The organism is Streptomyces sp. NPDC031049 (assembly GCF_055571015.1).
The window spans coordinates 73058-96291 of sequence record NZ_JBVIGC010000002.1; the positions used below are offsets into that span (position 1 = coordinate 73058).

The 23234-nt window shown below is 72.2% G+C and carries 18 protein-coding genes; 17 read left to right on the forward strand and 1 reads right to left on the reverse strand.

Features of this window, described 5'->3' with window-relative positions; all coding sequences use genetic code 11:
• The 11 genes from ACZ45Q_RS03800 to ACZ45Q_RS03850 all read left to right on the forward strand — a co-directional run bounded on the left by ACZ45Q_RS03800 (position 1) and on the right by ACZ45Q_RS03850 (position 15358).
• Positions 1 to 1575, forward strand: a complete 1575-nt coding sequence (locus ACZ45Q_RS03800; RefSeq protein WP_468254453.1) for a DNA polymerase III subunit gamma/tau domain-containing protein — start codon at positions 1 to 3, stop codon at positions 1573 to 1575.
• Positions 1575 to 3779: a polysaccharide deacetylase family protein gene (locus ACZ45Q_RS03805; RefSeq protein ID WP_468254455.1), complete on the forward strand. Its 2205-nt coding sequence runs from the start codon at positions 1575 to 1577 to the stop codon at positions 3777 to 3779. Before ACZ45Q_RS03800 ends, ACZ45Q_RS03805 begins: the two co-directional genes overlap by 1 nt.
• Positions 3776 to 5188 carry an acyltransferase family protein gene (locus ACZ45Q_RS03810; protein WP_468254458.1) on the forward strand — a complete coding sequence of 471 codons (1413 nt, stop codon included), beginning with the start codon at positions 3776 to 3778 and terminating at the stop codon, positions 5186 to 5188. The genes ACZ45Q_RS03805 and ACZ45Q_RS03810 overlap by 4 nt, the downstream gene beginning before the upstream one ends.
• Before the next feature lie 143 nt (positions 5189 to 5331).
• Positions 5332 to 6717 (forward strand): nitrate/nitrite transporter, encoded by a 1386-nt coding sequence (locus ACZ45Q_RS03815; protein ID WP_468254460.1) that lies wholly within the window; start codon positions 5332 to 5334, stop codon positions 6715 to 6717.
• 121 nt (positions 6718 to 6838) lie between these two features.
• On the forward strand, positions 6839 to 7993 hold the full coding sequence (locus ACZ45Q_RS03820; RefSeq protein ID WP_468254462.1) for a uroporphyrinogen-III synthase: 1155 nt from the start codon (positions 6839 to 6841) through the stop codon (positions 7991 to 7993).
• A 103-nt stretch (positions 7994 to 8096) separates the two neighbouring features.
• Positions 8097 to 8750, forward strand: a complete 654-nt coding sequence (locus ACZ45Q_RS03825; protein WP_468254464.1) for a CGNR zinc finger domain-containing protein — start codon at positions 8097 to 8099, stop codon at positions 8748 to 8750.
• Between the two features lie 197 nt (positions 8751 to 8947).
• Positions 8948 to 9532, forward strand: a complete 585-nt coding sequence (locus tag ACZ45Q_RS03830) for a sigma-70 family RNA polymerase sigma factor (protein ID WP_468254466.1) — start codon at positions 8948 to 8950, stop codon at positions 9530 to 9532.
• A 59-nt stretch (positions 9533 to 9591) separates the two neighbouring features.
• Positions 9592 to 10383 carry an anti-sigma factor family protein gene (locus ACZ45Q_RS03835; RefSeq protein ID WP_468254469.1) on the forward strand — a complete coding sequence of 264 codons (792 nt, stop codon included), beginning with the start codon at positions 9592 to 9594 and terminating at the stop codon, positions 10381 to 10383.
• A gap of 209 nt (positions 10384 to 10592) precedes the next feature.
• Entirely contained in the window at positions 10593 to 12890 is a 2298-nt protein-coding gene (locus ACZ45Q_RS03840; RefSeq protein ID WP_468254470.1) for a HelD family protein, read from the forward strand.
• Positions 12891 to 13328: 438 nt separating this feature from the next.
• Positions 13329 to 14744, forward strand: a complete 1416-nt coding sequence (locus ACZ45Q_RS03845) for an NAD-dependent malic enzyme (RefSeq protein ID WP_468254472.1) — start codon at positions 13329 to 13331, stop codon at positions 14742 to 14744.
• Positions 14745 to 15076: 332 nt separating this feature from the next.
• A complete protein-coding gene (locus tag ACZ45Q_RS03850; protein WP_003990598.1) occupies positions 15077 to 15358 on the forward strand; it encodes an HU family DNA-binding protein in 282 nt (93 codons plus the stop codon).
• Positions 15359 to 15539: 181 nt separating this feature from the next.
• Here ACZ45Q_RS03850 and murA read toward each other — a convergent pair whose 3' ends face one another.
• Positions 15540 to 16886 (reverse strand): UDP-N-acetylglucosamine 1-carboxyvinyltransferase, encoded by a 1347-nt coding sequence (gene murA, locus ACZ45Q_RS03855; protein ID WP_468254474.1) that lies wholly within the window; start codon positions 16884 to 16886, stop codon positions 15540 to 15542.
• Positions 16887 to 17139: 253 nt separating this feature from the next.
• On the opposite strand from murA, the gene ACZ45Q_RS03860 reads away from it, so the two are divergent.
• The 6 genes from ACZ45Q_RS03860 to ACZ45Q_RS03885 all read left to right on the forward strand — a co-directional run bounded on the left by ACZ45Q_RS03860 (position 17140) and on the right by ACZ45Q_RS03885 (position 22994).
• On the forward strand, positions 17140 to 17712 hold the full coding sequence (locus tag ACZ45Q_RS03860) for a YqgE/AlgH family protein (protein WP_468254475.1): 573 nt from the start codon (positions 17140 to 17142) through the stop codon (positions 17710 to 17712).
• Between the two features lie 30 nt (positions 17713 to 17742).
• Complete coding sequence (locus tag ACZ45Q_RS03865) at positions 17743 to 18027, forward strand: DUF3039 domain-containing protein (protein ID WP_359202821.1); 285 nt, start codon at positions 17743 to 17745, stop codon at positions 18025 to 18027.
• 186 nt (positions 18028 to 18213) lie between these two features.
• A complete protein-coding gene (locus ACZ45Q_RS03870; RefSeq protein ID WP_468254479.1) occupies positions 18214 to 19509 on the forward strand; it encodes an extracellular solute-binding protein in 1296 nt (431 codons plus the stop codon).
• Entirely contained in the window at positions 19506 to 20516 is a 1011-nt protein-coding gene (locus tag ACZ45Q_RS03875) for a carbohydrate ABC transporter permease (protein WP_468254481.1), read from the forward strand. The genes ACZ45Q_RS03870 and ACZ45Q_RS03875 overlap by 4 nt, the downstream gene beginning before the upstream one ends.
• Positions 20513 to 21358, forward strand: coding sequence for a carbohydrate ABC transporter permease (locus tag ACZ45Q_RS03880; protein WP_468254483.1), 846 nt, complete (start codon positions 20513 to 20515; stop codon positions 21356 to 21358). Before ACZ45Q_RS03875 ends, ACZ45Q_RS03880 begins: the two co-directional genes overlap by 4 nt.
• A 7-nt stretch (positions 21359 to 21365) precedes the next feature.
• Entirely contained in the window at positions 21366 to 22994 is a 1629-nt protein-coding gene (locus tag ACZ45Q_RS03885) for a beta-N-acetylhexosaminidase (protein WP_468254484.1), read from the forward strand.
• Positions 22995 to 23234: the final 240 nt, after the last annotated feature.

Below are 23234 nucleotides of genomic sequence, written 5' to 3' on the forward strand. Positions count from 1 at the left end.
ATGGACCAGAACCCCATGGGCCCGCACCGAGCGGACGCCGAACCCGCAGGCGCGGGCCGCGCGGACCGCACGGGCACGGGCCGCACCGCCCCTCCGGGCGCCGACGGCACGCGCCGCCCGGGCGCGGGCGGCAGCGGTACAGGCGCGGGCGGCATGGACGCCGACCGCATGGGCAACGACCGCATAGGTCTCGGCCGCCCAGGCATGGGCCGAACAGGCGCCGACCGCACCAGCCCGCGCGGATCGGACGCCGACCGCACCGGCGGGGATGGCATGGGCACCGACCGCATAGGCCCGAGCCGTCCTGGCATGGGCCGAACAGGCGCCGACCGCACCGGCACGCACGGCATGAACGCCGACCGCACCGGCACGCACGGCATGAACGCCGACCGCACCGGCACGCACGGCATGAACGCCGACCGCACCAGCCCGCACGGCATGAACGCCGACCGCACCAGCCCGCACGGCATGGACGCCCACCGCCCGGGCACCGGCCGTGCGGCCACCCCCCGTACGCCCACCGCCCCGCCGGCAACCGGCCGTACCGGTACTCCCGGCGCGGACCCGACGCGTCCGGTACGGCGGTACCGGCCCGGCGGCCCGGCCGACGACGTGACGGACGTCCTCCCGTCGGTGGCCGCCACCCGCGCCTTCCCCGAGTTCCCCGAGCCCGGCCCCGCCACCGCCCCCCTGCGCGACCCGTGGGCCGATGCTCCCGGCGCCGCGGAGACCCGCGACCCCTGGGCCGACGCCCCCGGCACCCCGGACCTCCTGGACACCGCGGACACCGCGGCGCCGCCCGGTGGCGGACACACCCACGACCCGCACGAGGTGACGGTCCAACTGGACGCCGTCCAACTCGGGGACGGGCTGCTGCGCCGGGCCGAGGGCGGCACGCCCCAGTCCCCCGAGGGCTCCGAGGGCCCCGTCTTCGTCGACGCCTCCGGCCGCCGCAGCCGCCGGTTCCGCCGCCTCGGCATCGCCGTCGGCATCGCCTGCGCCGTCTACGCGATCGTCATGGCCGCCACGCTGATGTCCGGCAACTCCAACGCGCCCTGGCTGCCCGTGCCGGGCCAGCAGGAGGGCAAGCCGGCGGGCCAGGTCGACACCACCCCGCTGCCCAAGGACTCCGCCGAGCCCTCCGCCTCCACCGGCGGCACCGCCCCCGGCACCACGCCGTCGCCCGACGGCACCGCGACTCCCGGCGCCGGTGCCGAGGCGCCCGCCGCCGGCACCTCCGCCGATCCCGGACCGTCCGCCGGCGCGGCCGACCCCGAGCCGACCGCGACCCGGAGCACGACCAGGCCAGGCGGTGGCGGTGGCGCGACCGCCCCGGACCCGGGCGGCTCCCCGGCACCCCCGGACCCCGGCCCGGCCGACCCGACGCCCCCGGACAGCGGCGGCGAACCCTCGCCCGACCCGTCCCCGACCACCGGCGGCGGCGACTCCGCGGGCACCGGCGACGACCCCGGAACCGGCACGGCCGTCAACAACGCCTCCGGCCCGTCCCCGCTCGCCGCGGCGCCCCCCGGCGCACACACCTCCTCCTCCCCGTCCCCGGAGTACACCCTCTGATGGCATCCCGCACCCGCCGTCACCGGGCCGCGACCGGAGCCCGTGGCGGCTCCCCGCGGCGCCGTCTGCCCCTGCGCCTGCTGCTGCCCGTGCTCGTCCTCGCCGCCCTGATGGCGATGCTCATGCTGCGCGGCTACGTGCACAGCGAGATCCTCGCCGACCACCGCGTCCAGCCCCCCGCCGCCACCGACCAGGTCCCGAAGGAGATCCTGGAGGGCGGCCCGGTCATCGACACCCGCGGCGGGCGCACCGAGAGCCTGAGCGTCCCGGACCACCGCCTCGTCCTCACCTTCGACGACGGCCCGGACCCGACCTGGACCCCGAAGGTGCTGGACGTGCTGAAGAAGCACGACGCCCACGCCGTCTTCTTCGTCACCGGCACCATGGCCTCGCGCTACCCGGAGCTGGTCGAGCGGATGGTGGACGAGGGGCACGAGATCGGCCTGCACACCTTCAACCACCCCGACCTCTCCTACCAGTCCAAGGAGCGCATCGACTGGGAGCTGTCGCAGAACCAGCTCGCCATCACCGGCGCCGCCGGCATCCGCACCTCCCTGTTCCGTCCGCCGTACTCCTCCTTCGCCGACGCCATGGACAACAAGTCCTGGCCGGTCACCGAGTACATCGGCTCCCGCGGCTACATCACGGTCGTCAACAACACCGACAGCGAGGACTGGCAGCGCCCCGGCGTCGACGAGATCATCCGCCGGGCCACGCCCAAGGGCGACGAGGGCGCCATCGTCCTGATGCACGACTCCGGCGGCGACCGCAGCCAGACCGTCGCCGCCCTGGACCGGTTCCTGCCCGACCTGAAGAAGCGGGGCTACGAGTTCGACAACCTCACCGAGGCCCTGGACGCGCCCAGCGCGCACAGCCGGGTCACCGGCGCCGACCTGTGGAAGGCCAAGGCGTGGATCGTCCTGGTCCAGGCGTCCGAGCACATCACCGACGGCCTGGTGGCCGGCCTCGCGGTCATCGGCTTCCTGGTCATCGGGCGTTTCCTGCTGATGCTCGTCCTCTCCGGCATCCACGCCCGCCGGGTGCGCCGCCGCGGCTTCCGCTGGGGGCCGCCGGTCACCGAACCGGTGTCGGTGCTGGTGCCGGCGTACAACGAGGCCAAGTGCATCGAGAACACCGTCCGTTCGCTGATGGCCAGTGACCATCCCATCGAGATCCTCGTCGTCGACGACGGCTCGACCGACGGCACGGCCCGCATCGTCGAGGCGATGGGCCTGCCCAACGTCCGCGTCATCCGGCAGCTCAACGCCGGCAAACCGGCCGCGCTCAACCGGGGTCTGGCCAACGCCCGCCACGACATCGTGGTCATGATGGACGGCGACACGGTCTTCGAGCCGTCCACCGTCCGCGAACTCGTCCAGCCCTTCGGCGACCCGAACGTCGGCGCGGTGGCCGGCAACGCCAAGGTCGGCAACAAGGACAGCCTCATCGGCGCCTGGCAGCACATCGAGTACGTGATGGGCTTCAACCTGGACCGCCGGATGTACGACGTCCTGCGCTGCATGCCGACCATCCCGGGCGCCGTCGGCGCGTTCCGGCGCTCGGCGCTTCAGCGGGTCGGCGGCATGAGCGACGACACGCTCGCCGAGGACACCGACGTCACCATGGCGCTGCACCGGGACGGCTGGCGCGTGGTCTACGCCGAGAACGCCCGCGCCTGGACCGAGGCGCCGGAGACCGTCCAGCAGCTGTGGTCCCAGCGCTACCGCTGGTCGTACGGCACGATGCAGGCGATCTGGAAGCACCGCCGGTCGCTGATCGAGAAGGGCCCCTCGGGCCGCTTCGGCCGGGTGGGCCTGCCCTTCGTCTCGCTCTTCATGGTCCTGGCCCCGCTGCTGGCACCGCTGATCGACATCTTCCTGCTCTACGGGATCGTCTTCGGCCCGACCGAGAAGACCATCGTGGCCTGGCTGGGCGTCCTGGCGATCCAGGCGGTCTGCGCCGCGTACGCCTTCCGTCTGGACCGCGAACGCATGACCCATCTGATCTCGCTGCCGTTGCAGCAGATCCTCTACCGCCAGCTCATGTACGTCGTGCTGCTCCAGTCCTGGATCACCGCGCTCACCGGCGGCCGGCTGCGCTGGCAGAAACTGCGCCGCACCGGCGTCGTCGAGGCGCCCGGCGGTGCCCCCGCGATGCCGCGGCAGCGCACGCGCGGCAGCGATGACCGGAGGCCGGTGGCATGACCCACGGACACCCGACCGGCATGGGCACGAACCCGGAGCCGAACTCTCCGTACGGCGTCCCGCAGACTTCGTACGGAACCCCGCAGAGCCCGTACGGGACGTACGAGAGCCCGCAGGCCCCGCACGAGAGCCCGCAGGCCCCGTACGAAACCCCGCAGGCCCCGTACGAATCCCTGTACGAGCCCTCGTACGGCGTCCCCCAGCAGCGCACCGCGGAACCGGCGGCCCCCGCGGCCCCTGCCACCTCAGCCTCCGCCCCCGCCCCCGCCAAACCGGGCCGGGACCGCTACCTGGACCTGCTGCGCTCCCTCGCGCTGGTCCGCGTCGTCGTCTACCACCTGTTCGGCTGGGCCTGGCTGACGGTGCTGTTCCCCTCCATGGGCGTGATGTTCGCGCTGGCGGGCTCCCTGATGGCGCGCTCGCTCAACCGCTCCGCGCTGAGCGTGATCAAGAGCCGTGTCCGTCGCCTGCTGCCGCCGATGTGGGCCTTCAGCGCCGTGGTGCTGACGCTGCTCTTCGCGGGCGGCTGGAACCCGGCCGACGACCCGGACCACGGCGACGCCTGGGGACTGCTCGGCCTCGTCAACTACCTGGTGCCCATCGGCGCCCCGCCCTTCCCCTGGCACGTGGGCTCCCCGTCGGGCCTGCTGGAGGACACCTGGGCGGTCCAGGCCGCGGGCCCCCTGTGGTACCTCCGCGCCTACCTCTGGTTCGTGATCGCCTCGCCCCTTCTCCTGTGGGCGTTCCGGCGGGCCCCCTGGCCGACGCTGCTCGCCCCGCTGGGCCTGACGGCGATCGTCGGCACGGGCCTGGTCTCGATCCCCGGTGAGACCGGCAACGCGGTGACCGACTTCGCGGTCTACGGCGGCTGCTGGGTACTGGGCTTCGCGCACCAGGAAGGCCTGCTCAAGCAGATCCCGCGCTACGTCTCCGTCTCGCTCGCGGCACTGATCATGGCGTTCGGCCTGTGGTGGGCCTCGAACCACCTGGGCCCCGACGGCTGGGACCTGAACGACATCCCGCTGGCCCAGGCCACCTGGTCCTTCGGCTTCGTCGTGATCCTCCTCCAGTACTCCCCGTCCTGGCAGGAACTCCCCGGCCGGCTCAAGCGCTGGGACCGGCTGGTGACCCTCTCCAACAACCGGGCGGTCACCATCTACCTGTGGCACAACATGCTGATCATGGCCACGATCCCGCTCATCGACCTGGCCTTCAAGCTGCCCTTCATGCAGACCGAGCGCGCCGTGGACGCCCTCAGCTCCACCTACACGCTGTGGATGTTCTTCCTGATCTGGCCCCTGATCGGCCTGGCGATCGCCGCGGTCGGCTGGCTGGAGGACCTCGCCGCCAAGCGAAGCCCCCGCCTGTGGCCCAACGGCACGGGCACCAAGCGGCCACGCAGAAGGTGACCGCCTGACCCGGCGGCGCGCACCTCTCACCCGGCCTCCCCGGAGGGTGAGAGCAACGTTCCCTTCCGGTCACTCACAGGCACAGGCCGGAAACGCGTGCTCCCTACCTTCGGAACTCCAGTTCCGGAGTACGTGGAGGCGTCATGACAGGCCCTGGGACAGCTCCCGCATCCCGCCACCGGGGTGGCCGGTGGATCGAGCACTGGGACCCGGAGGACGAGACGTTCTGGAGGGAGACCGGCGAGAAGGTCGCCAACCGGAACCTGTTCTTCTCCGTGCTGTCCGAGCACATCGGATTCTCGGTGTGGACCATGTGGTCCGTGCTCGTCCTCTTCATGGGTCCCGAGTACGGGCTCACCCCGGCCGACAAGTTCCTGCTGACGTCCGTGGTCACCCTCGTCGGAGCCGTCGTCCGCGTCCCGTACACCTTCGCCGTCGCCATCTTCGGCGGCCGCAACTGGACGATCATCTCGGCGAGTCTGCTGCTGATCCCCACCGTCGCCGCCTTCGTGGTGATGGAGCCCGGGACCTCCTACTCGACCTTCCTGCTCGTCGGCCTGCTGGCCGGCATCGGCGGCGGCAACTTCGCCTCCTCCATGACCAACATCAACGCCTTCTTCCCGCTGCGGAAGAAGGGCTGGGCGCTCGGCCTCAACGCGGGCGGCGGCAACATCGGCGTACCCGTCATCCAGCTGGCCGCCCTCGCCATCATCGGCGCGAGCGGCGGACCGCGGGTGCTGCTCGGCATCTACATCCCGCTGATCGTCGTCGCCGCCACGCTCTCCGCGCTGTACATGGACAACATCGCGTCGGTGAAGAACGACACCGGCGCCGCCAAGGACGCCGCCCGGGACCGCCACACCTGGATCATGTCCTTCCTCTACGTCGGCACCTTCGGATCGTTCATCGGCTACAGCTTCGCCTTCGGCCAGGTGCTGACCGGCCAGTTCGGGCGGACCCCGATGCAGGCCGCCTACGTCACCTTCATCGGTCCGCTGCTCGGCTCGCTCATCCGGCCCGTCGGCGGCCGGCTCGCCGACCGGTACGGCGGGGCGCGGATCACGCTGTGGAACTACGTCGCGATGGGCGCCGCCACCGCCGTACTGATCGTGGCCAGCATGCAGAGGTCGCTCGCGCTGTTCGTCGTCGCCTTCGTCGTCCTGTTCGTGCTCAGCGGGCTCGGAAACGGCTCGACGTTCAAGATGATCCCCGGCATCTACCAGGCCAAGGCCCGTGCCATGGGGCTGAGCGGGGAGGAGGCCGCCTCCTACGGGCGACGGCTCTCCGGTGCCTCCATGGGGCTCATCGGCGCCGTGGGCGGACTCGGCGGCGTCGCGATCAACCTCGCCTTCCGGCAGTCCTTCCTCTCCTACGGCTCCGGCACCGGCGCCTTCGTCGCCTTCCTCGCCTTCTACGCCGCCTGCTTCGCCGTCACCTGGGCCGTATACCTTCGCCGCACGGCCCCCGGAACACCGGAGCGGGGTGTCGCCGCGGAGGCGAAACCGCAGTTCAGCTACGCCGACGTGTGACCACGAGGGACGTAACACTGGTGACATGTGTCCGAACCGAGCCTGTCATGAGCCGTTGACAGGCTCGTTCGGCACGTGGGTGTGAACGACGCGTGAATGTGAACGATCAGGGGCGAGTGCCATGGACGACGAACAGCAGCGACCGGACCACGGCCCGCTGGCCGGCTTCACCGTGGGGGTGACGGCCGCCCGCCGGGCCGACGAACTGGGGGCCCTGCTCCAGCGGCGCGGCGCCGCCGTCCTGCACGCCCCCGCCCTGCGGATCGTGCCGCTCGCCGACGACGGCGAACTGCTCGCCGCGACCAAGGAGATCATCGACCAGGTGCCCGACGTGGTGGTCGCCACCACCGCCATCGGCTTCCGGGGCTGGGTCGAGGCCGCCGACGGCTGGGGCCTGGGCGAGGCGCTGCTCGACCGGCTGCGCACGGTGGAACTGCTGGCCCGCGGCCCCAAGGTGAAGGGCGCGGTGCGGGCCGCCGGGCTGACCGAGCAGTGGTCGCCGTCCTCCGAGTCCCTGGCCGAGGTGCTGGACCGGCTGCTGGCCGAGGGCGTCGACGGCCGCCGGGTCGCCGTCCAGCTGCACGGCGAGCCGCTGCCCGGATTCGTCGAGGCACTGCGGGCGGGCGGCGCCGAGGTGGTCGGCGTGCCCGTCTACCGGTGGCTGCCGCCGGAGGACCTCGGTCCCGTCGACCGGCTCCTGGACGCCGCCGTCTCGCGCGGCCTGGACGCCGTGACCTTCACCAGCGCCCCCGCCGCCGCCTCCCTGCTCACCCGCGCCGAGGAACGCGGACTGCTGCCCGAGCTGCTCGCCGCCCTCGGCCACGACGTCCTGCCGGCCTGCGTCGGGCCGGTCACCGCGCTGCCGTTGCAGGCGCGCGGGATCGACACCGTCCAGCCCCAGCGCTTCCGGCTCGGCCCGCTCGTGCAGCTGCTGTGCCAGGAACTCCCGGCCCGCACGCGCACCCTCCCGCTCGCCGGGCACCGGGTCGCGATCCGCGGGCACGCGGTGCTGGTCGACGGCGAGCTGCGGCCCGTACCGCCCGCCGGGATGTCCCTGCTGCGGGCGCTGGCCCGCCGCCCCGGCTGGGTGGTGTCCCGCGCGGAGCTGCTGCGCGCCCTGCCGGGTGCCGGCCGCGACGAGCACGCGGTGGAGACGGCGATGGCCCGGCTGCGCACCGCCCTGGGCACGCCGAAGCTGATCCAGACGGTGGTCAAGCGCGGCTACCGCCTCGCCCTGGACCCGGCCGCCGACACCAAGTACGCCGACGGGGCCTGACCCGTCGCCGGTGTGAGGGGTTCCGGAGCGCGGGGCGGACAGGCACTGTGGAAGGCAGCGCTCTCTGCTTCCTGCTGGGGAAACCCTAGGCGGTGACAGGCACATGGCACTGGGTACGGCCACGTCCCCGTACGACCTGCGGTTCGACACCGGGCGGATCTGCCTGGACCTCCTCACCACCAGCCACCCGGCCGAGCGGCTCACCTCCGTCGCGGTGCTGCGGGCCTGGATCACCGCCGGCGGACTGGTCCCGCCGGGCACCCCGCTGGCCCACGCCGACGCCTCCTGGCTGGCCGCCTTCCGCGAACTGCGCGCCCACACCGCCGCGTTGGTGCGCACCCGCCCTGCCTCCGGCGCCCGTCCGGCCTCCGGCGCCCGTCCGGCCCCCGGCACCGGGCCCCGCGACCTCGCGCCCGCCCGCCCCCACGACCCCGCCCTCGCCCGCGTCAACGACCTGGCCCGTGCCGCGCCCCCCGCCCCGCGCGCCGTGCGCGGCGAAGACGGCGACCTGGTGCGGGAGTTGACCGGTCCCCCGGAGTGCGCCGCCCTGCTGGCCGCCGTCGCCCGGGACGCCGTGGAACTGCTCACCGACCCCGTGGCACGCGCCGCCCTGCGCCAGTGCGAGGGCGACAACTGCCCGATCGTCTACCTGGACACCTCCCGCGGCCGCCGCCGGCGCTGGTGCTCCAGCGAGGTCTGCGGCAACCGCGAACGCGTCGCCCGCCACCGCCGCCGCGCCGCCCTCACCCGCGCCTAGGGCCGCCCGCCCGGGGGGCGGGCAAGGCGGTCGGGCGGGACGGCCGAAGGGTGAAGAGAATGCGGGGGGATTGTGGCGCCATGTCCCTCTCGTCACGCCCCCCGGAGAAAACTGTCACCTCCCTTTGAACACCCGGCGCCCGGCGTCCGTACCGGATGGGCGAGCGACCGACTCGGGGGAACCCCCGGACATCGGAGGTGGGCGTGCGCAAGGATCCCGTCGTGGCCAAGGAACGTGGAGCGAGGGCCCGACATCGCATGTCCTCCCAGCCCTCGGAACCCGACGAGGAGCTGATGCGTGCGCTGTACCGGGAGCACGCCGGCCCGCTGCTGGCGTACGTGCTGCGTCTGGTCGCGGGGGACCGGCAGCGCGCCGAGGACGTCGTGCAGGAGACGCTCATCCGTGCCTGGAAGAACGCCGGTCAGCTCAATCGGGCGACCGGTTCGGTACGCCCCTGGCTGGTGACGGTCGCCCGGCGCATCGTCATCGACGGCCACCGCAGCCGGCAGGCCCGGCCGCAGGAGGTCGATCCGTCGCCGCTGGAGGTCATCCCCGCGGAGGACGAGATCGACAAGGCGCTGTGGCTGATGACGCTGTCGGACGCGCTCGACGACCTGACCCCGGCCCACCGGGAGGTCCTCGTCGAGACGTACTTCAAGGGGCGTACCGTCAATGAGGCGGCCGAGACACTGGGCATACCCAGCGGCACCGTGCGCTCGCGGGTGTTCTACGCCCTGCGCTCGATGAAGCTGGCACTGGAGGAGCGGGGGGTGACGGCGTGACGAGCGGATACGGGGGCTTCGATGGATACCGCCCGGGTGACACGGGTAACTCTGGACCCATGAGCCCCACGCAGGGAGCACCGGTGCCGAACGAACACGAGACCGTCGGCGCCTACGCCCTCGGCATCCTCGACGATGCCGAGGCGACCGCGTTCGAGGCGCATCTCGCCGGCTGCGAGTGGTGCGCCCAGCAACTCGACGAACTGGCCGGGATGGAGCCGATGCTGGCCGCCCTCGCCGACCTGCCGGGCGCCGGGACGCCCGCGATCGCCGAGTCGCTGTCGGCCAGGCCCAGCCCGCGGCTGTCGGAGAAACTCGTCGACGAGGTCGCCGAGCGCCGCGCCCGCAAGAAGCGCCGCAACCTCTACCTGGTGGGCACGGCCGCCGCGCTGATCATCGGCGGTCCCTTCGCGGCGGTGGCGACGACCGGCGACGACGGCGGCGGTGGCGGTGGCGCGGGGCGTACGACCGAGGCCGCCCCGGAGGCGGGACCCGCCGCGTCCGCCTTCGCCGCGATGCCCGACCGGGTCAGCGCCACCGACCCGGCCACCCAGGTCAGCGCGACCGTCGCGCTGGAGAAGAAGGCCTGGGGCACCCACGCGGTCCTGGAGCTGAAGAACGTCAAGGGCCCCGAGAAGTGCTCCCTGATCGCCGTGGGCAAGAACGGCGAACGCGAGACGGTCACCTCCTGGTCGGTCCCGGACTGGGGCTACGGCATCCCGAACGCCACCACCGAGCAGGCCAAGAAGCCGCTCTACGTGCACGGCGGCGCCGCCTTCGAGCCCAACCAGATCGATCACTTCGAGGTCATGACCTTCGACGGCCAGAAGCTGGTGGAGGTCGACGCGTAGGCCGGGCCGGCGGGTCCGGTCCCACAGCCGGGTGCTCGGCAGAGCGGCGGCCGGTGAGCATCGCCGGTGCGCCGGCTCCCGCGCGTCCGGCCGGGGGAGCCGGTGCCCGTTCGGCCCCGCCCCGCCGCCCGACGGGCGGTGAGCCGTAGCCTCCGGTGCCCCCCTTCGCGTACGGTTGACGGCTGCCCAGCACGTCAGAAGGGGGCCCGGTGGCCGCACAGGCGCAACAGGACTCGGCGGTCGGCTCGGTTCACGACTCCGTACGCGACCGAGAGATCAGCGTGGAACAGCAACACCTGGACCGGGTGTACCGCCGCCTGGAGGAGAAGATCCACGAGGCCGAGTTCCTCATGGACGACGCCGTCCGGCGCGGCCAGGTCGGCACGCCCGGCGCGCTGGCCGAGCGCGACGCCCAGGTCTACCGGGCCGGCATCCACCTCAACCGGCTGAACAACGAGTTCGAGGACTTCCTCTTCGGCCGGATCGACCTGCTGTCCGGCAAGGACGGCAAGAAGGGCCCCGACGGCGCCTACACGGCCGTCGAGCCCGCCGAGGGCGCGGTGCGGCCGGACAACACCGCCGACATCGCCGAGACCCTGCACATCGGCCGCATCGGCGTCCTGGACGCGGACTACGCCCCACTGGTCATCGACTGGCGGGCGCCCGCCGCCGCGCCCTTCTACCGCTCCACGCCGGTCGACCCCGGCCGGGTGGTCCGGCGCCGGGTCATCCGCTCCAAGGGGCGGCGCGTGCTCGGCGTCGAGGACGACCTGATGCGCCCCGAGATCACGGCCCGCCTCGACGGCGAGGAACTGCCGGTGATCGGCGACGGCGCCCTGATGGCCGCCCTCGGCCGGGCCCGCACCCACACCATGCGGGACATCGTCGCCTCCATCCAGGCCGAGCAGGACCAGGTGATCCGCGCCCCCGCCGCGTCCGTGACCTACGTCGAGGGCGGCCCCGGCACCGGCAAGACCGCCGTCGCCCTGCACCGGGCGGCGTACCTGCTCTACCAGGACCGGCGCCGGTACGCGGGCGGCATCCTGATCGTCTCCCCGACCCCGCTGCTGGTGGCGTACACCGAGGGCGTGCTGCCCTCGCTGGGCGAGGAGGGCCAGGTCGCCATCCGGGCCATCGGCTCCCTCGTCGACGGCGCCGCAGCCACGCTCCACGACTCACCGGCCACCGCCCGCGCCAAGGGCTCCGCCCGGATGCTCAAGGTGCTGCGCAAGGCCGCCCGCGGAGCCCTGGAGCTGAACGATTCGCCGCAGCGGCTGCGGGTCGTCGCCTTCGGCCGCCGGCTCGAACTGGAGGCCGAGGAACTGGCCGGCATCCGCCGCGCCGCCCTCGGCGGCACCGCCCCCGTCAACCTGCTGCGCCCGCGCGCCCGCAAGCTGCTCCTGGACGCCCTGTGGGAGCGGTCCGGCGCCGCGGCCCGGCACACCGACCCGGAGCTGGCCGCCGAACTGCGCGCCTCCTTCGACGAGGACGTCTCGGCCGAGGACTCCTTCCTCGCGTTCCTGGACGCCTGGTGGCCGGAGCTGACCCCGGCCGCGGTGCTCGCGGCCATGGCCGACGAACGGCGGCTGGGCCGCTACGCGCGCCGGGTGCTCAACCCCGGCGAGGTGCGCCGCGTCGCCCGCTCGCTGCGCCGCGACGGCTACTCCGTGCACGACATCGCCCTGCTCGACGAGCTCCAGGCCATCCTCGGCGCCCCGGCCCGCCCGCGCCGCCCGCGCGAGCTGGACCCGCTGGACCAGCTCACCGGCCTGGAGGAGCTGATGCCGCAGCGCGAGGAGAGCCGGCGCGAGCGCGCCGAGCGCCTGGCGCAGGAGCGCACCGAGTACGCCCACGTCATCGTCGACGAGGCCCAGGACCTGACGCCGATGCAGTGGCGGATGGTCGGCCGCCGCGGCCGGCAGGCCACCTGGACGATCGTCGGCGACCCGGCCCAGTCCTCCTGGTCCGACCCCGAGGAGGCGGCCGAGGCCCGCGACGAGGCCCTGGGCAGCCGGCCCCGGCGCCGCTTCCGGCTGACCGTGAACTACCGCAACCCGGCCGAGATCGCCGAGCTGGCCGCCAAGGTGCTCGCCCTGGCGATGCCGGGCTCCGAGTCGCCGTCGGCGGTGCGCTCCACGGGCGTCCGGCCGCGTTTCGCGGTGGCCGGGGCGTCGCTCGCCGGCACCGTCCGGGAGGAGACCGTGCGGCTGCTGGACCGGGTCGACGGCACGGTCGGCGTCGTGGTGGCGATGAACCGCCGCGAGGAGGCCCGCCGCTGGCTGGACGGGCTCGGCGACCGGGCCGTGGCGCTCGGCAGCCTGGAGGCCAAGGGGCTGGAGTACGACGCGACGGTGGTGGTCTCGCCGGCCGAGATCGCGGACGAGTCGCCGGCCGGGCTGCGGGTGCTGTACGTGGCGCTGACCCGGGCCACCCAGCAGCTGACGGTGGTCTCCGGTGAGCGGGACGAGCCGGACGCGGCCGGGGTGCCGGACCTGCTGCGCGACTGAGCCGCGTATCACCCGGCACGGAAGCGCCGAGGCCCGCACCGTCGTCGGTGCGGGCCTCACGCGTGATGTCCGAGTGGCACCGACCCGCCATGCTCGCCTCGCGGCAAGTGGTCGCTCGAAGCGACGAAGGTTGGGCCCGGGGGCTTGGATCGGGCCGGTGCCACGTCCACGGTAACAAACGATCGCCGTAGGGCCATTCCCCTGTCCGGAGCATTCTTTCCCGCGCCCGCCGTCCCTCCGTCCGCCTCCGCCACCCCTCTTCCGTCGACCCGGAACTTCTCGTATGGTGGAAGTAGTTTTCCGAAAGGCGGCCATCGCTCTCCGTGCGGTGCGCGAACAAAACGTTCGCAATCCGGGGCGGCTAACACGTACTGGGCGGTAGGTGCGACGATCGGACGGCACAACACAGCCATACGGTGAAAGCAGAGGAAGTCGGCCATGGCAACGGCGCCCAGCGTCTCCTACTCGATGACGGTCCGGCTGGAGGTGCCCGCGGGCGGAACCGCCGTCTCGCAGCTCACCACCGCCGTGGAGTCCTCCGGAGGCTCGGTGACCGGCCTCGACGTCACCGCCTCCGGCCACGAGCGGCTCCGGATCGACGTCACCATCGCGGCCAGCTCCACCGCGCACGCCGACGAGATCGTCGAGAAGCTGCGCGGCATCGAGGGCGTCACGCTGGGCAAGGTCTCGGACCGCACCTTCCTCATGCACCTCGGCGGCAAGATCGAGATGGCGTCCAAGCACCCCATCCGCAACCGTGACGACCTCTCCATGGTCTACACCCCGGGCGTGGCCCGCGTCTGCATGGCCATCGCCGAGAACCCCGAGGACGCCCGCCGCCTGACCATCAAGCGCAACTCCGTCGCGGTCGTGACGGACGGCTCGGCGGTGCTGGGCCTGGGCAACATCGGCCCGAAGGCCGCCCTGCCGGTCATGGAGGGCAAGGCGGCCCTGTTCAAGCGGTTCGCCGGCATCGACGCCTGGCCGATCTGCCTGGACACCCAGGACACCGACGCGATCGTGGAGATCGTCAAGGCCATCGCCCCGGGCTTCGCCGGCATCAACCTGGAGGACATCTCCGCCCCCCGCTGCTTCGAGATCGAGGCCCGGCTGCGCGAGGCCCTGGACATCCCCGTCTTCCACGACGACCAGCACGGCACCGCGATCGTCGTGCTCGCGGCCCTCACCAACGCCCTGCGCGTGGTCGACAAGGGCATCGAGAACGTACGCGTCGTCATGTCCGGCGCCGGCGCGGCCGGTACGGCGATCCTCAAGCTGCTGCTCGCCGCCGGCGTCAAGAACGCCGTGGTGGCCGACATCCACGGCGTGGTGCACGCCGGCCGCGAGGACCTGGTCGACGCCGCCCCGGAGTCGGCGCTGCGCTGGATCGCCGACAACACCAACCCCGAGGGCCTCACCGGCACGCTGAAGGAGGCGGTGCAGGGCGCCGACGTCTTCATCGGCGTCTCGGCCCCGAACGTCCTCGACGGCGAGGACGTGGCCGCCATGGCGGAGGGCGCCATCGTCTTCGCGCTCGCGAATCCCGACCCCGAGGTCGACCCGGCAATCGCCCGTCAGACGGCGGCCGTTGTGGCCACGGGCCGCTCCGACTTCCCCAACCAGATCAACAACGTGCTGGTCTTCCCGGGCGTCTTCCGCGGTCTGCTGGACGCGCAGTCCCGCACGGTCAACACCGAGATGATGCTGGCCGCCGCGCAGGCGCTGGCCGACGTGGTGACCGAGGACGAGCTGAACCCCAACTACATCGTCCCCAGCGTCTTCAACGACAAGGTCGCCGGTGCCGTCGCCGGCGCGGTCCGCGAGGCGGCGAAGGCGGCGGGCGCGACGGCCTAGGACCGGGTGCCGCGGCGGCTGTGAGGATCTTCACGGCCGCCGTACCGGCGCGTCGCGGAACCGGCCGGCCCGGACGGCCCTCTAATGTGGCGGCCAGGCTCAGGCCCTCTCATCGTGTGACTCCCAAGGGTGTTCTCACGACTCCTGGGGGTGCCGGATTGGCTTTACCGCCGCAGGTGGAGGCAGGATGCCTCCCTGGGCGCGAGGGTCTGACGACGGACCCGGGTCCGGGACCTCACCGGGGACCCTGGCAGCATCGGCTTGGCCGTGCCCATCATGCGGCTTGGCCGCGTGGCACGCCGCAACGGCAAGAAGAACACGGGAGTAACAACATGAACCGCAGTGAGCTGGTGGCCGCGCTGGCCGACCGCGCCGAGGTGACCCGCAAGGACGCCGACGCCGTGCTGGCCGCGTTCGCCGACGTCGTCGGCGACATCGTCTCCAAGGGCGACGAGAAGGTCACCATTCCCGGCTTCCTCACCTTCGAGCGCACCCACCGTGCCGCTCGCACCGCCCGCAACCCGCAGACCGGCGAGCCGATCCAGATCCCGGCCGGCTACAGCGTGAAGGTCTCCGCGGGCAGCAAGCTCAAGGAAGCCGCCAAGGGCAAGTAAGCGCTCCGCGTCGAGCGCCGGGTACTGCGCGGACCGCCGTGCGGCCTGCGGGCCGTGGGCGGGCGCGGCGACGCCGTGGCGTGTCGCGCAGTTCCCCGCGCCCCTTTCGGGGCGCACGTCACAACGCCGATGGGGCGGTCACCCGGACTCGGGTGACCGCCCCATCGGCGTCGTGACGCCGTCAGCCGAGTGCCTTGCCCGGCAGCTCGACCTTCGCGCCCAGCTCCATGAGCTTCTCCATGAAGTTCTCGTAGCCCCGGTTGATCAGCTCGATGCCGTGCACTCGGGAGGTGCCCTGCGCGGCCAGGGCCGCGATGAGGTAGGAGAAGCCGCCGCGCAGGTCGGGGATGACCAGGTCGGCGCCCTCCAGTTTGGTCGGGCCGGAGACGACCGCGGAGTGCAGGAAGTTGCGCTGGCCGAAGCGGCAGTGGGAGCCGCCGAGGCACTCGCGGTAGAGCTGGATGTGGGCGCCCATCTGGTTCAGCGCGGAGGTGAAGCCGAGGCGGGACTCGTAGACCGTCTCGTGGATGATGGACAGCCCCGTGGCCTGCGTCAGCGCCACCACCAGCGGCTGCTGCCAGTCGGTCTGGAAACCGGGGTGGACGTCCGTCTCCAGGGCGATGGACTTCAGCTGCCCGCCCGGGTGCCAGAAGCGGATGCCCTCGTCCTCGATCTCGAAGGCGCCGCCCACCTTCCGGTAGGTGTTCAGGAACGTCATCATGGACCGCTGCTGCGCGCCGCGGACGTAGATGTTGCCCTCGGTCGCCAGCGCCGCCGACGCCCAGGACGCGGCCTCCAGGCGGTCCGGGAGGGCGCGGTGGTTGTAGCCGCCGAGCTTGTCCACACCCGTGATGCGGATGGTCCGGTCGGTGTCCATCGCGATGATCGCGCCCATCTTCTGCAGGACGCAGATCAGGTCCTCGATCTCGGGCTCCACGGCCGCGTTGGACAGCTCCGTGACGCCCTCCGCGAGCACCGCCGTCAGCAGCACCTGCTCGGTGGCGCCCACGGACGGGTACGGCAGCCGGATCTTCGTGCCGCGCAGCCGCTGCGGGGCCTCCAGGTACTGCCCGTCCGCCCGCTTCTCGATGGTCGCGCCGAACTGCCGCAGCACGTCGAAGTGGAAGTCGATGGGCCGGCCGCCGATGTCGCAGCCGCCCAGGCCCGGGATGAAGGCGTGCCCGAGGCGGTGCAGCAGCGGCCCGCAGAACAGGATCGGGATGCGGCTCGAACCCGCGTGGGCATCGATGTCGGCCACGTTGGCGGACTCGACGTGCGTCGGGTCCATCACCAGCTCGCCCGGTTCCTCACCCGGACGGACCGTCACCCCGTGCAGTTGCAGCAGTCCGCGTACGACCCGCACGTCGCGGATGTCCGGCACGTTGCGCAGCCGGCTCGGTGCACTGCCGAGCAGCGCGGCGACCATGGCCTTCGGTACGAGGTTCTTCGCACCGCGGACACGGATCTCGCCCTCCAGCGGGGTCCCGCCGTGGACAAGCAGTACGTCATCAGCGCCGTTGACGGTCATGAATCTCGCGTTCCGTGGGGTTGGGCAGGGGCCAGGAGGGAAAGGGTAATCGCCCTCCACCCCCCTTCAGTAAGCCCGCGGACCGCGCTGGTCCGTCATAGCTCTGTCACAACACGAACCGTTGGGTAGCGGGCACGTGCGGTCACGGCCGGCGCGCGTGCGCGTGGGCTGCACCGGTGCGCCTGACCTGCCCCTCACCCCCGTGCCCCGATTGCCTCCCCATCGGCGGACAACATGCGGGATCATGTCTGCCATGACCGAGGTGTCCTCGCTCACAGGGCGGCTGCTCGTGGCCACACCCGCTCTGGCGGACCCGAACTTCGACCGCGCGGTGGTGCTTCTCCTCGACCACGACGAGGAGGGCTCCCTCGGTGTCGTCCTCAACCGTCCGACGCCGGTCGGCGTGGGCGACATCCTCCAGGGCTGGGCGGATCTCGCCGGCGAGCCCGGCGTCGTCTTCCAGGGCGGCCCGGTCTCCCTCGACTCGGCCCTCGGCGTCGCGGTCGTCCCCGGCGACACCGACGGTGAGACCGCCCCGCTGGGGTGGCGCCGGGTGCACGGCGCGATCGGCCTGGTGGACCTGGAGGCCCCGCCGGAGCTGCTGGCCTCCGCCGTGGGCTCGCTCAGGATCTTCGCCGGGTACGCCGGCTGGGGCCCCGGCCAGCTGGAGGACGAGCTGACCGACGGCGCCTGGTACGTGGTGGAGTCCGAACCCGGTGACGTCTCCTCCCCGGCGCCCGAGCGGCTCTGGCGGGAAGTGCTGCGCCGCCAGCGCAACGAGCTGGCGATGGTGGCGACGTACCCGGACGACCCGTCGCTCAACTGAAGTGTGTGAGCTTCAGTACCCTTGGCACTTATGAGCACTCTCGAGCCCGAGCGCGGGACTGGTACGGGAACCCTCGTAGAGCCGACGCCACAGGTGTCCCACGGCGACGGCGACCACGAGCGCTTCGCCCACTACGTCCAGAAGGACAAGATCATGGCGAGCGCCCTCGACGGCACCCCCGTCGTGGCGCTCTGCGGCAAGGTCTGGGTGCCGGGCCGCGACCCGAAGAAGTACCCGGTGTGCCCCATGTGCAAGGAGATCTACGAGTCCATGAGCGCCGGCGGCGACGAGGGCAAGGGCGGCGACAAGAAGTAGCCCCCGCCCCGCCCGGCCGAGACCTGCGAGGCCCCCGGAGCGCGTTCGCGCGCGCTCCGGGGGCCTTTGTGTGTCACGAAGTGGTGGAGACCTCTTGTGGACATGTTCATGGAGTCCTTAGCCTCCTCGGAGTTGTGCAGAGCGAAACCGTCATTGCGTATGTTGCAACGCCTGGAGGATCTCTCCATGAAGCTCTCCCTCCGGCCGGCCGTGCTCCTGGCCGCCGCCACCGTCCTCGTCACCGCCTGTGCGCCCCAGACCTCCGACACCTCGTCCGGCAAGGACGACAAGACCGGCACCCTGCGGGTCTGGCTGTTCCAGGAGGTCAGCAACAAGCCCAAGGAAGAGGTCGTCGACGCGGTCCTGGCCGGCTTCGAGAAGGCCCACGAGGGCACCGAGGTCACCGTCGAGTACATCCCCGTCGAGACCCGCGCCCAGCGCATCAAGGCCGCCTTCAACGACCCCGGCAGCGCCCCCGACGTCATCGAGTACGGCAACACCGACACCGCCGGCTATGTGCGCGACGGCGGCCTCCTGGACGTCACCGAGGAGTTCGGCGCCTGGGACGAGGCCGCGGACACCGACCCGACCGCCCGCCAGTCGGTCACCGTGGACGACCGGATCTACGGCGCCCCGCTCTTCGTCGGCGTACGCGCCCTCTACTACCGCACCGACGTCTTCGACGAGCTGGGACTGAAGCCCCCGAGGACCCTCCAGGAGCTGGCGTCCACGGCGAAGCGCATCCGCGCCGCCGAACCCGGCCTCTACGGCATCGCCGTCGGCGGCGCCTACACCTACGGCGCGCTGCCCTTCATCTGGGCCCACGGCGGCGAACTCGCCACCGGCAAGGGCGCCTCGTACGCCTCCGCCCTCGACGGCGCCGCCGCCCGCACCGGCATCGAGGCGTACACCTCCCTCTTCGGCGACGACAACTGCCCCGCGGCCAAGTGCGCCGGGATGGGCGGCAACGACACCGTCACCGCGTTCGCCTCGGGCAAGGCGGCCATGGCGATCGGCGGCGACTTCAGCCGCCAGGCCGTGGAGGCCGGGAAGGCCAAGGGGAAGTACGCCGTCGTCCCGCTGCCCGGCGTCGAGCCCGGCTCGACCGCCCCGGCCTTCGCCGGCGGCAACAACGTCGGCGTCCTCAAGAGCACCGGCCACCGCAGCCTCGCCGTCGACCTGATGAAGCGGCTGGCGTCGAAGCGGACGCAGGCGGAGCTGTTCGACGCGATGGGATTCCTGCCGACCTTCTCCGACGTGCGGCGGCAGGCCGCGGCGCGGGAGCCGTTCGTGAAGCCGTTCGTCGACACGCTGGCCTCCGGCACCAAGTTCGTGCCCGCCTCTCCCGCCTGGGCGCAGATCGACTCCTCGGCGGTGCTGCCGACCATGTTCCAGGAGATCGTCAGCGGCAAGAAGGACGTGGCGGCGGCCTCCGCGGACGCGGCCCGCAAGATGAACGACGCCTTCGGTTCCGCCGGATGACGGGGGTGCCCACCAGCTCGCCGGGCGCGGTGGACGCGGTGGACGCGGCGGGCGCGCGGAAGCGGGTGAGCCGCGGTCCGGCGCGCCCGCGCGGCGCCGGCCGCCCGTCCCGCACGGCCCCGCGCTCCTTCGCACGCCGCGCCACCACGCCCTGGCTGTATCTCGCCCCCGCGCTCGTCGTCCTCGGCGGGCTGCTCGTCTATCCCATCTACCAGCTGGGGCTGATCTCCCTCCTGGAGTACACCCAGGCCCAGGTCAGCGGCGGGCAGCCGACCGGCTTCCGGGGGCTGGGCAACTACGCCGAGCTGTTCGGCGACCCGCAGTTCTGGCAGGTCCTCCTGGCCACCGTCGTCTTCGCCGCCGCCTGTGTCGTCTCGACGCTGGCCGTCGGGTGCGCCCTCGCCGTGCTGCTCACCCGCGTGCGCGCCCTGCCCCGGCTGGCGCTGATGCTGGCCGCGCTGGGGGCGTGGGCGACACCGGCGGTCACCGGGTCGACGGTCTGGCTGCTGCTGTTCGACCCCGACTTCGGGCCCGTGAACCGGCTGCTGGGCCTCGGCGACCACTCGTGGACGTACGGGCGCTACAGCGCCTTCCTCCTCGTCCTGCTCGAAGTGGTCTGGTGCTCCTTCCCGTTCGTGATGGTCACCGTCTACGCCGGCATCCGCGCCGTGCCGACGGAGGTGCTGGAGGCCGCCGCGCTGGACGGCGCCTCGCAGTGGCGGATCTGGCGGTCGGTGCTCGCGCCCATGCTCCGGCCGATCCTGGTGGTCGTCACCATCCAGTCGGTCATCTGGGACTTCAAGGTCTTCACCCAGATCTACGTCATGACCAACGGCGGCGGCATCGCCGGCCAGAACCTCGTCCTCAACGTGTACGCCTACCAGAAGGCGTTCGCGTCCTCGCAGTACAGCCTCGGCTCCGCGATCGGCGTCGTCATGCTGCTGATCCTGCTCGCCGTGACGCTGGTGTACCTGCGGCTGCTGCGCCGCCAGGGGGAGGAGTGGTGAATCTTCTTCGGGTCCGTGTGCGCCGCCCGTGGCGGTCGGCGGCGGAGGCGGTGGCGCTCCTGACCGCCGTCGTGGTCGCCTTCCCGCTGTACTGGATGGTGCTCAGCGCCTTCCGGCCGGCCGGCGAGATCGAGTCGACCGAGCCCAGGCCCTGGACGTCGGCGCCCTCCCTCGACTCCTTCCGAAGGGTCTTCGAGCAGCAGGAATTCGGCCGCTACTTTCTCAACAGCCTGCTCGTCGCGGGCACCGTCGTGATCGCCTCCGCGCTGATCGCGTTTCTCGCCGCGACGGCCGTGACGCGTTTCCGGTTCCGCTTCCGGACCACCCTGCTGATCATGTTCCTGGTGGCCCAGATGGTGCCCGTGGAAGCGCTCACGATCCCGCTGTTCTTCCTCATGCGGGACTTCGGCCAGCTGAACACGCTGGGTTCACTGATCCTGCCGCACATCGCCTTCTCGCTGCCGTTCGCGATCTGGATGCTGCGGGGCTTCGTGAAAGCCGTTCCACCAGCCCTGGAGGAGGCCGCCTACTTGGACGGCGCGAGCCGGGCGCGATTCCTGTGGCAGATCCTTTTCCCGCTCGTCTTCCCGGGGCTGGTGGCGACCAGTGTGTTCTCCTTCATCTCGGCCTGGAACGACTTCCTGTTCGCCAAGTCCTTCATCATCAGCGACACGTCCCAGTCCACGCTGCCGATGGCGCTGCTGGTCTTCTACAAACCGGAGGACCCGGACTGGGGCGGGGTGATGGCGGCGTCCACGGTGATGACGATCCCGGTGCTGGTCTTCTTCGTACTCGTGCAACGACGACTCGTCTCCGGCCTCGGCGGAGCGGTGAAGGACTGAGACTGCCATGACGCATCTGATTCCCCGGCCGAAGTGGTCGACGGCGGCCCCCGGGGGCGGCCCCGAGGGCGGGTTCTTCGCCCTGGGCCCCGGCACCCGGGTGCTGGCCCGGCCCGGCACGGAGGGGACGGAACGCTGGCTGCGCGCCACCCTCGGAGCGGCCACCGGCCTGCCGCTGGCCCCCGGGGAGCGGGAGGGCGACACCGTCCGCCTGTGCCTGGACGCGAGCCTGGAGGCCGAGGGCTACCGCCTGACCGTCGTACCGGACGGCGTGCGCCTGGCCGGCGGTGGTCCGGCCGGCGTCTTCTGGGGCGCCCAGACCCTGCGGCAACTGCTCGGCCCCGACGCGTTCCGGCGCGCTCCGCTGCCCGGCCGGCACTGGCGGCTGGCGGCGACCGAGATCCGGGACACGCCCCGCTTCCGCTGGCGCGGACTGATGCTCGACGTCGCCCGGCACTTCATGCCCAAGGACGGCGTCCTGCGCTACCTGGATCTCATGGCCGCCCACAAACTCAACGTCCTCCACTTCCACCTGACGGACGATCAGGGCTGGCGCATCGAGATCCTGCGGTACCCGGAGCTGACGCGTACCGGTTCCTGGCGGGCCCGCACCAAATTCGGTCACCGGGCCTCACCGCTGTGGGAGGACAAGCCGCACGGCGGTCACTACACCCAGGACGACATCCGGGAGATCGTCGCCTACGCCGCCGAACGGCACATCACCGTCGTCCCCGAAATCGACGTGCCCGGACACTCGCAGGCCGCCATCGCCGCCTATCCGGAACTCGGCAACACCGATGTCGTCGACACCGCCGCCCTGTCCGTCTGGGACACCTGGGGCGTCTCGCCGAACGTCCTCGCGCCCACCGACACCACCCTGCGTTTCTACGAGGGGGTGTTCGAGGAAGTCCTCGGCCTTTTCCCCTCGGAGTTCGTCCACGTCGGCGGCGACGAATGCCCGAAGGACCAGTGGCGGCGCTCACCCGCCGCGCAGGCGCGCATCCAGGAACTCGGGCTGGCCGACGAGGACGAGCTCCAGTCCTGGTTCATCCGGCACTTCGACCGCTGGCTCGCCGACCGCGGGCGCCGGCTCATCGGCTGGGACGAGATCCTGGAGGGCGGCCTCGCCGACGGGGCGGCCGTGTCGTCCTGGCGCGGGTACGCCGGCGGGATCGCCGCGGCCCGGGCCGGGCACGACGTCGTCATGTGCCCCGAGCAGCACGTGTATCTCGACCACCGGCAGGACGCGGGTCCCGACGAGCCGGTGCCGATCGGGTTCGTGCGCACCCTGGAGGACGTCTACCGGTTCGAGCCCGTTCCGGCCGCGCTGACGCCTCAGGAGGCCCGGCACGTCCTGGGCACCCAGGCCAACGTGTGGACCGAGGTGATGGAGAACGCCTCGCGCGTCGACTACCAGGTCTTCCCCCGGCTCGCCGCCTTCGCCGAGGTCGCGTGGAGTGCCCTGCCGCCGCCCGCGGAGCGGGACTTCGCCGACTTCGAACGCCGGATGACCGCGCACTACGGACGGCTCGACGCCCTCGGGGTGGCCTACCGGCCGCCCGCCGGGCCGCTGCCGTGGCAGCGCCGCCCCGGGGTGCTCGGCCGGCCGGTCGACGGCCCGCCGCCGGACGCGTAGGACGGGCTCCGCCTCCGGACGCGCAGGACCGGCTCCGCCCTGCGAACAACTCCACGAAGACCGCCGCAATCTTCACCGAAGAGTGCCAATGCGCACAGCACCGTCAAACCGTGTGGATGGCGTGCGAAAACCGGCCATGTCACCGATGAGGTGGGCGAACACCTCCTAGCGGACCCCCGCGTCCGGGCCCTGCGAAGATGTGCCAGAGTTGCCACGTCCGCCCTGTCAGCACGTACCGTA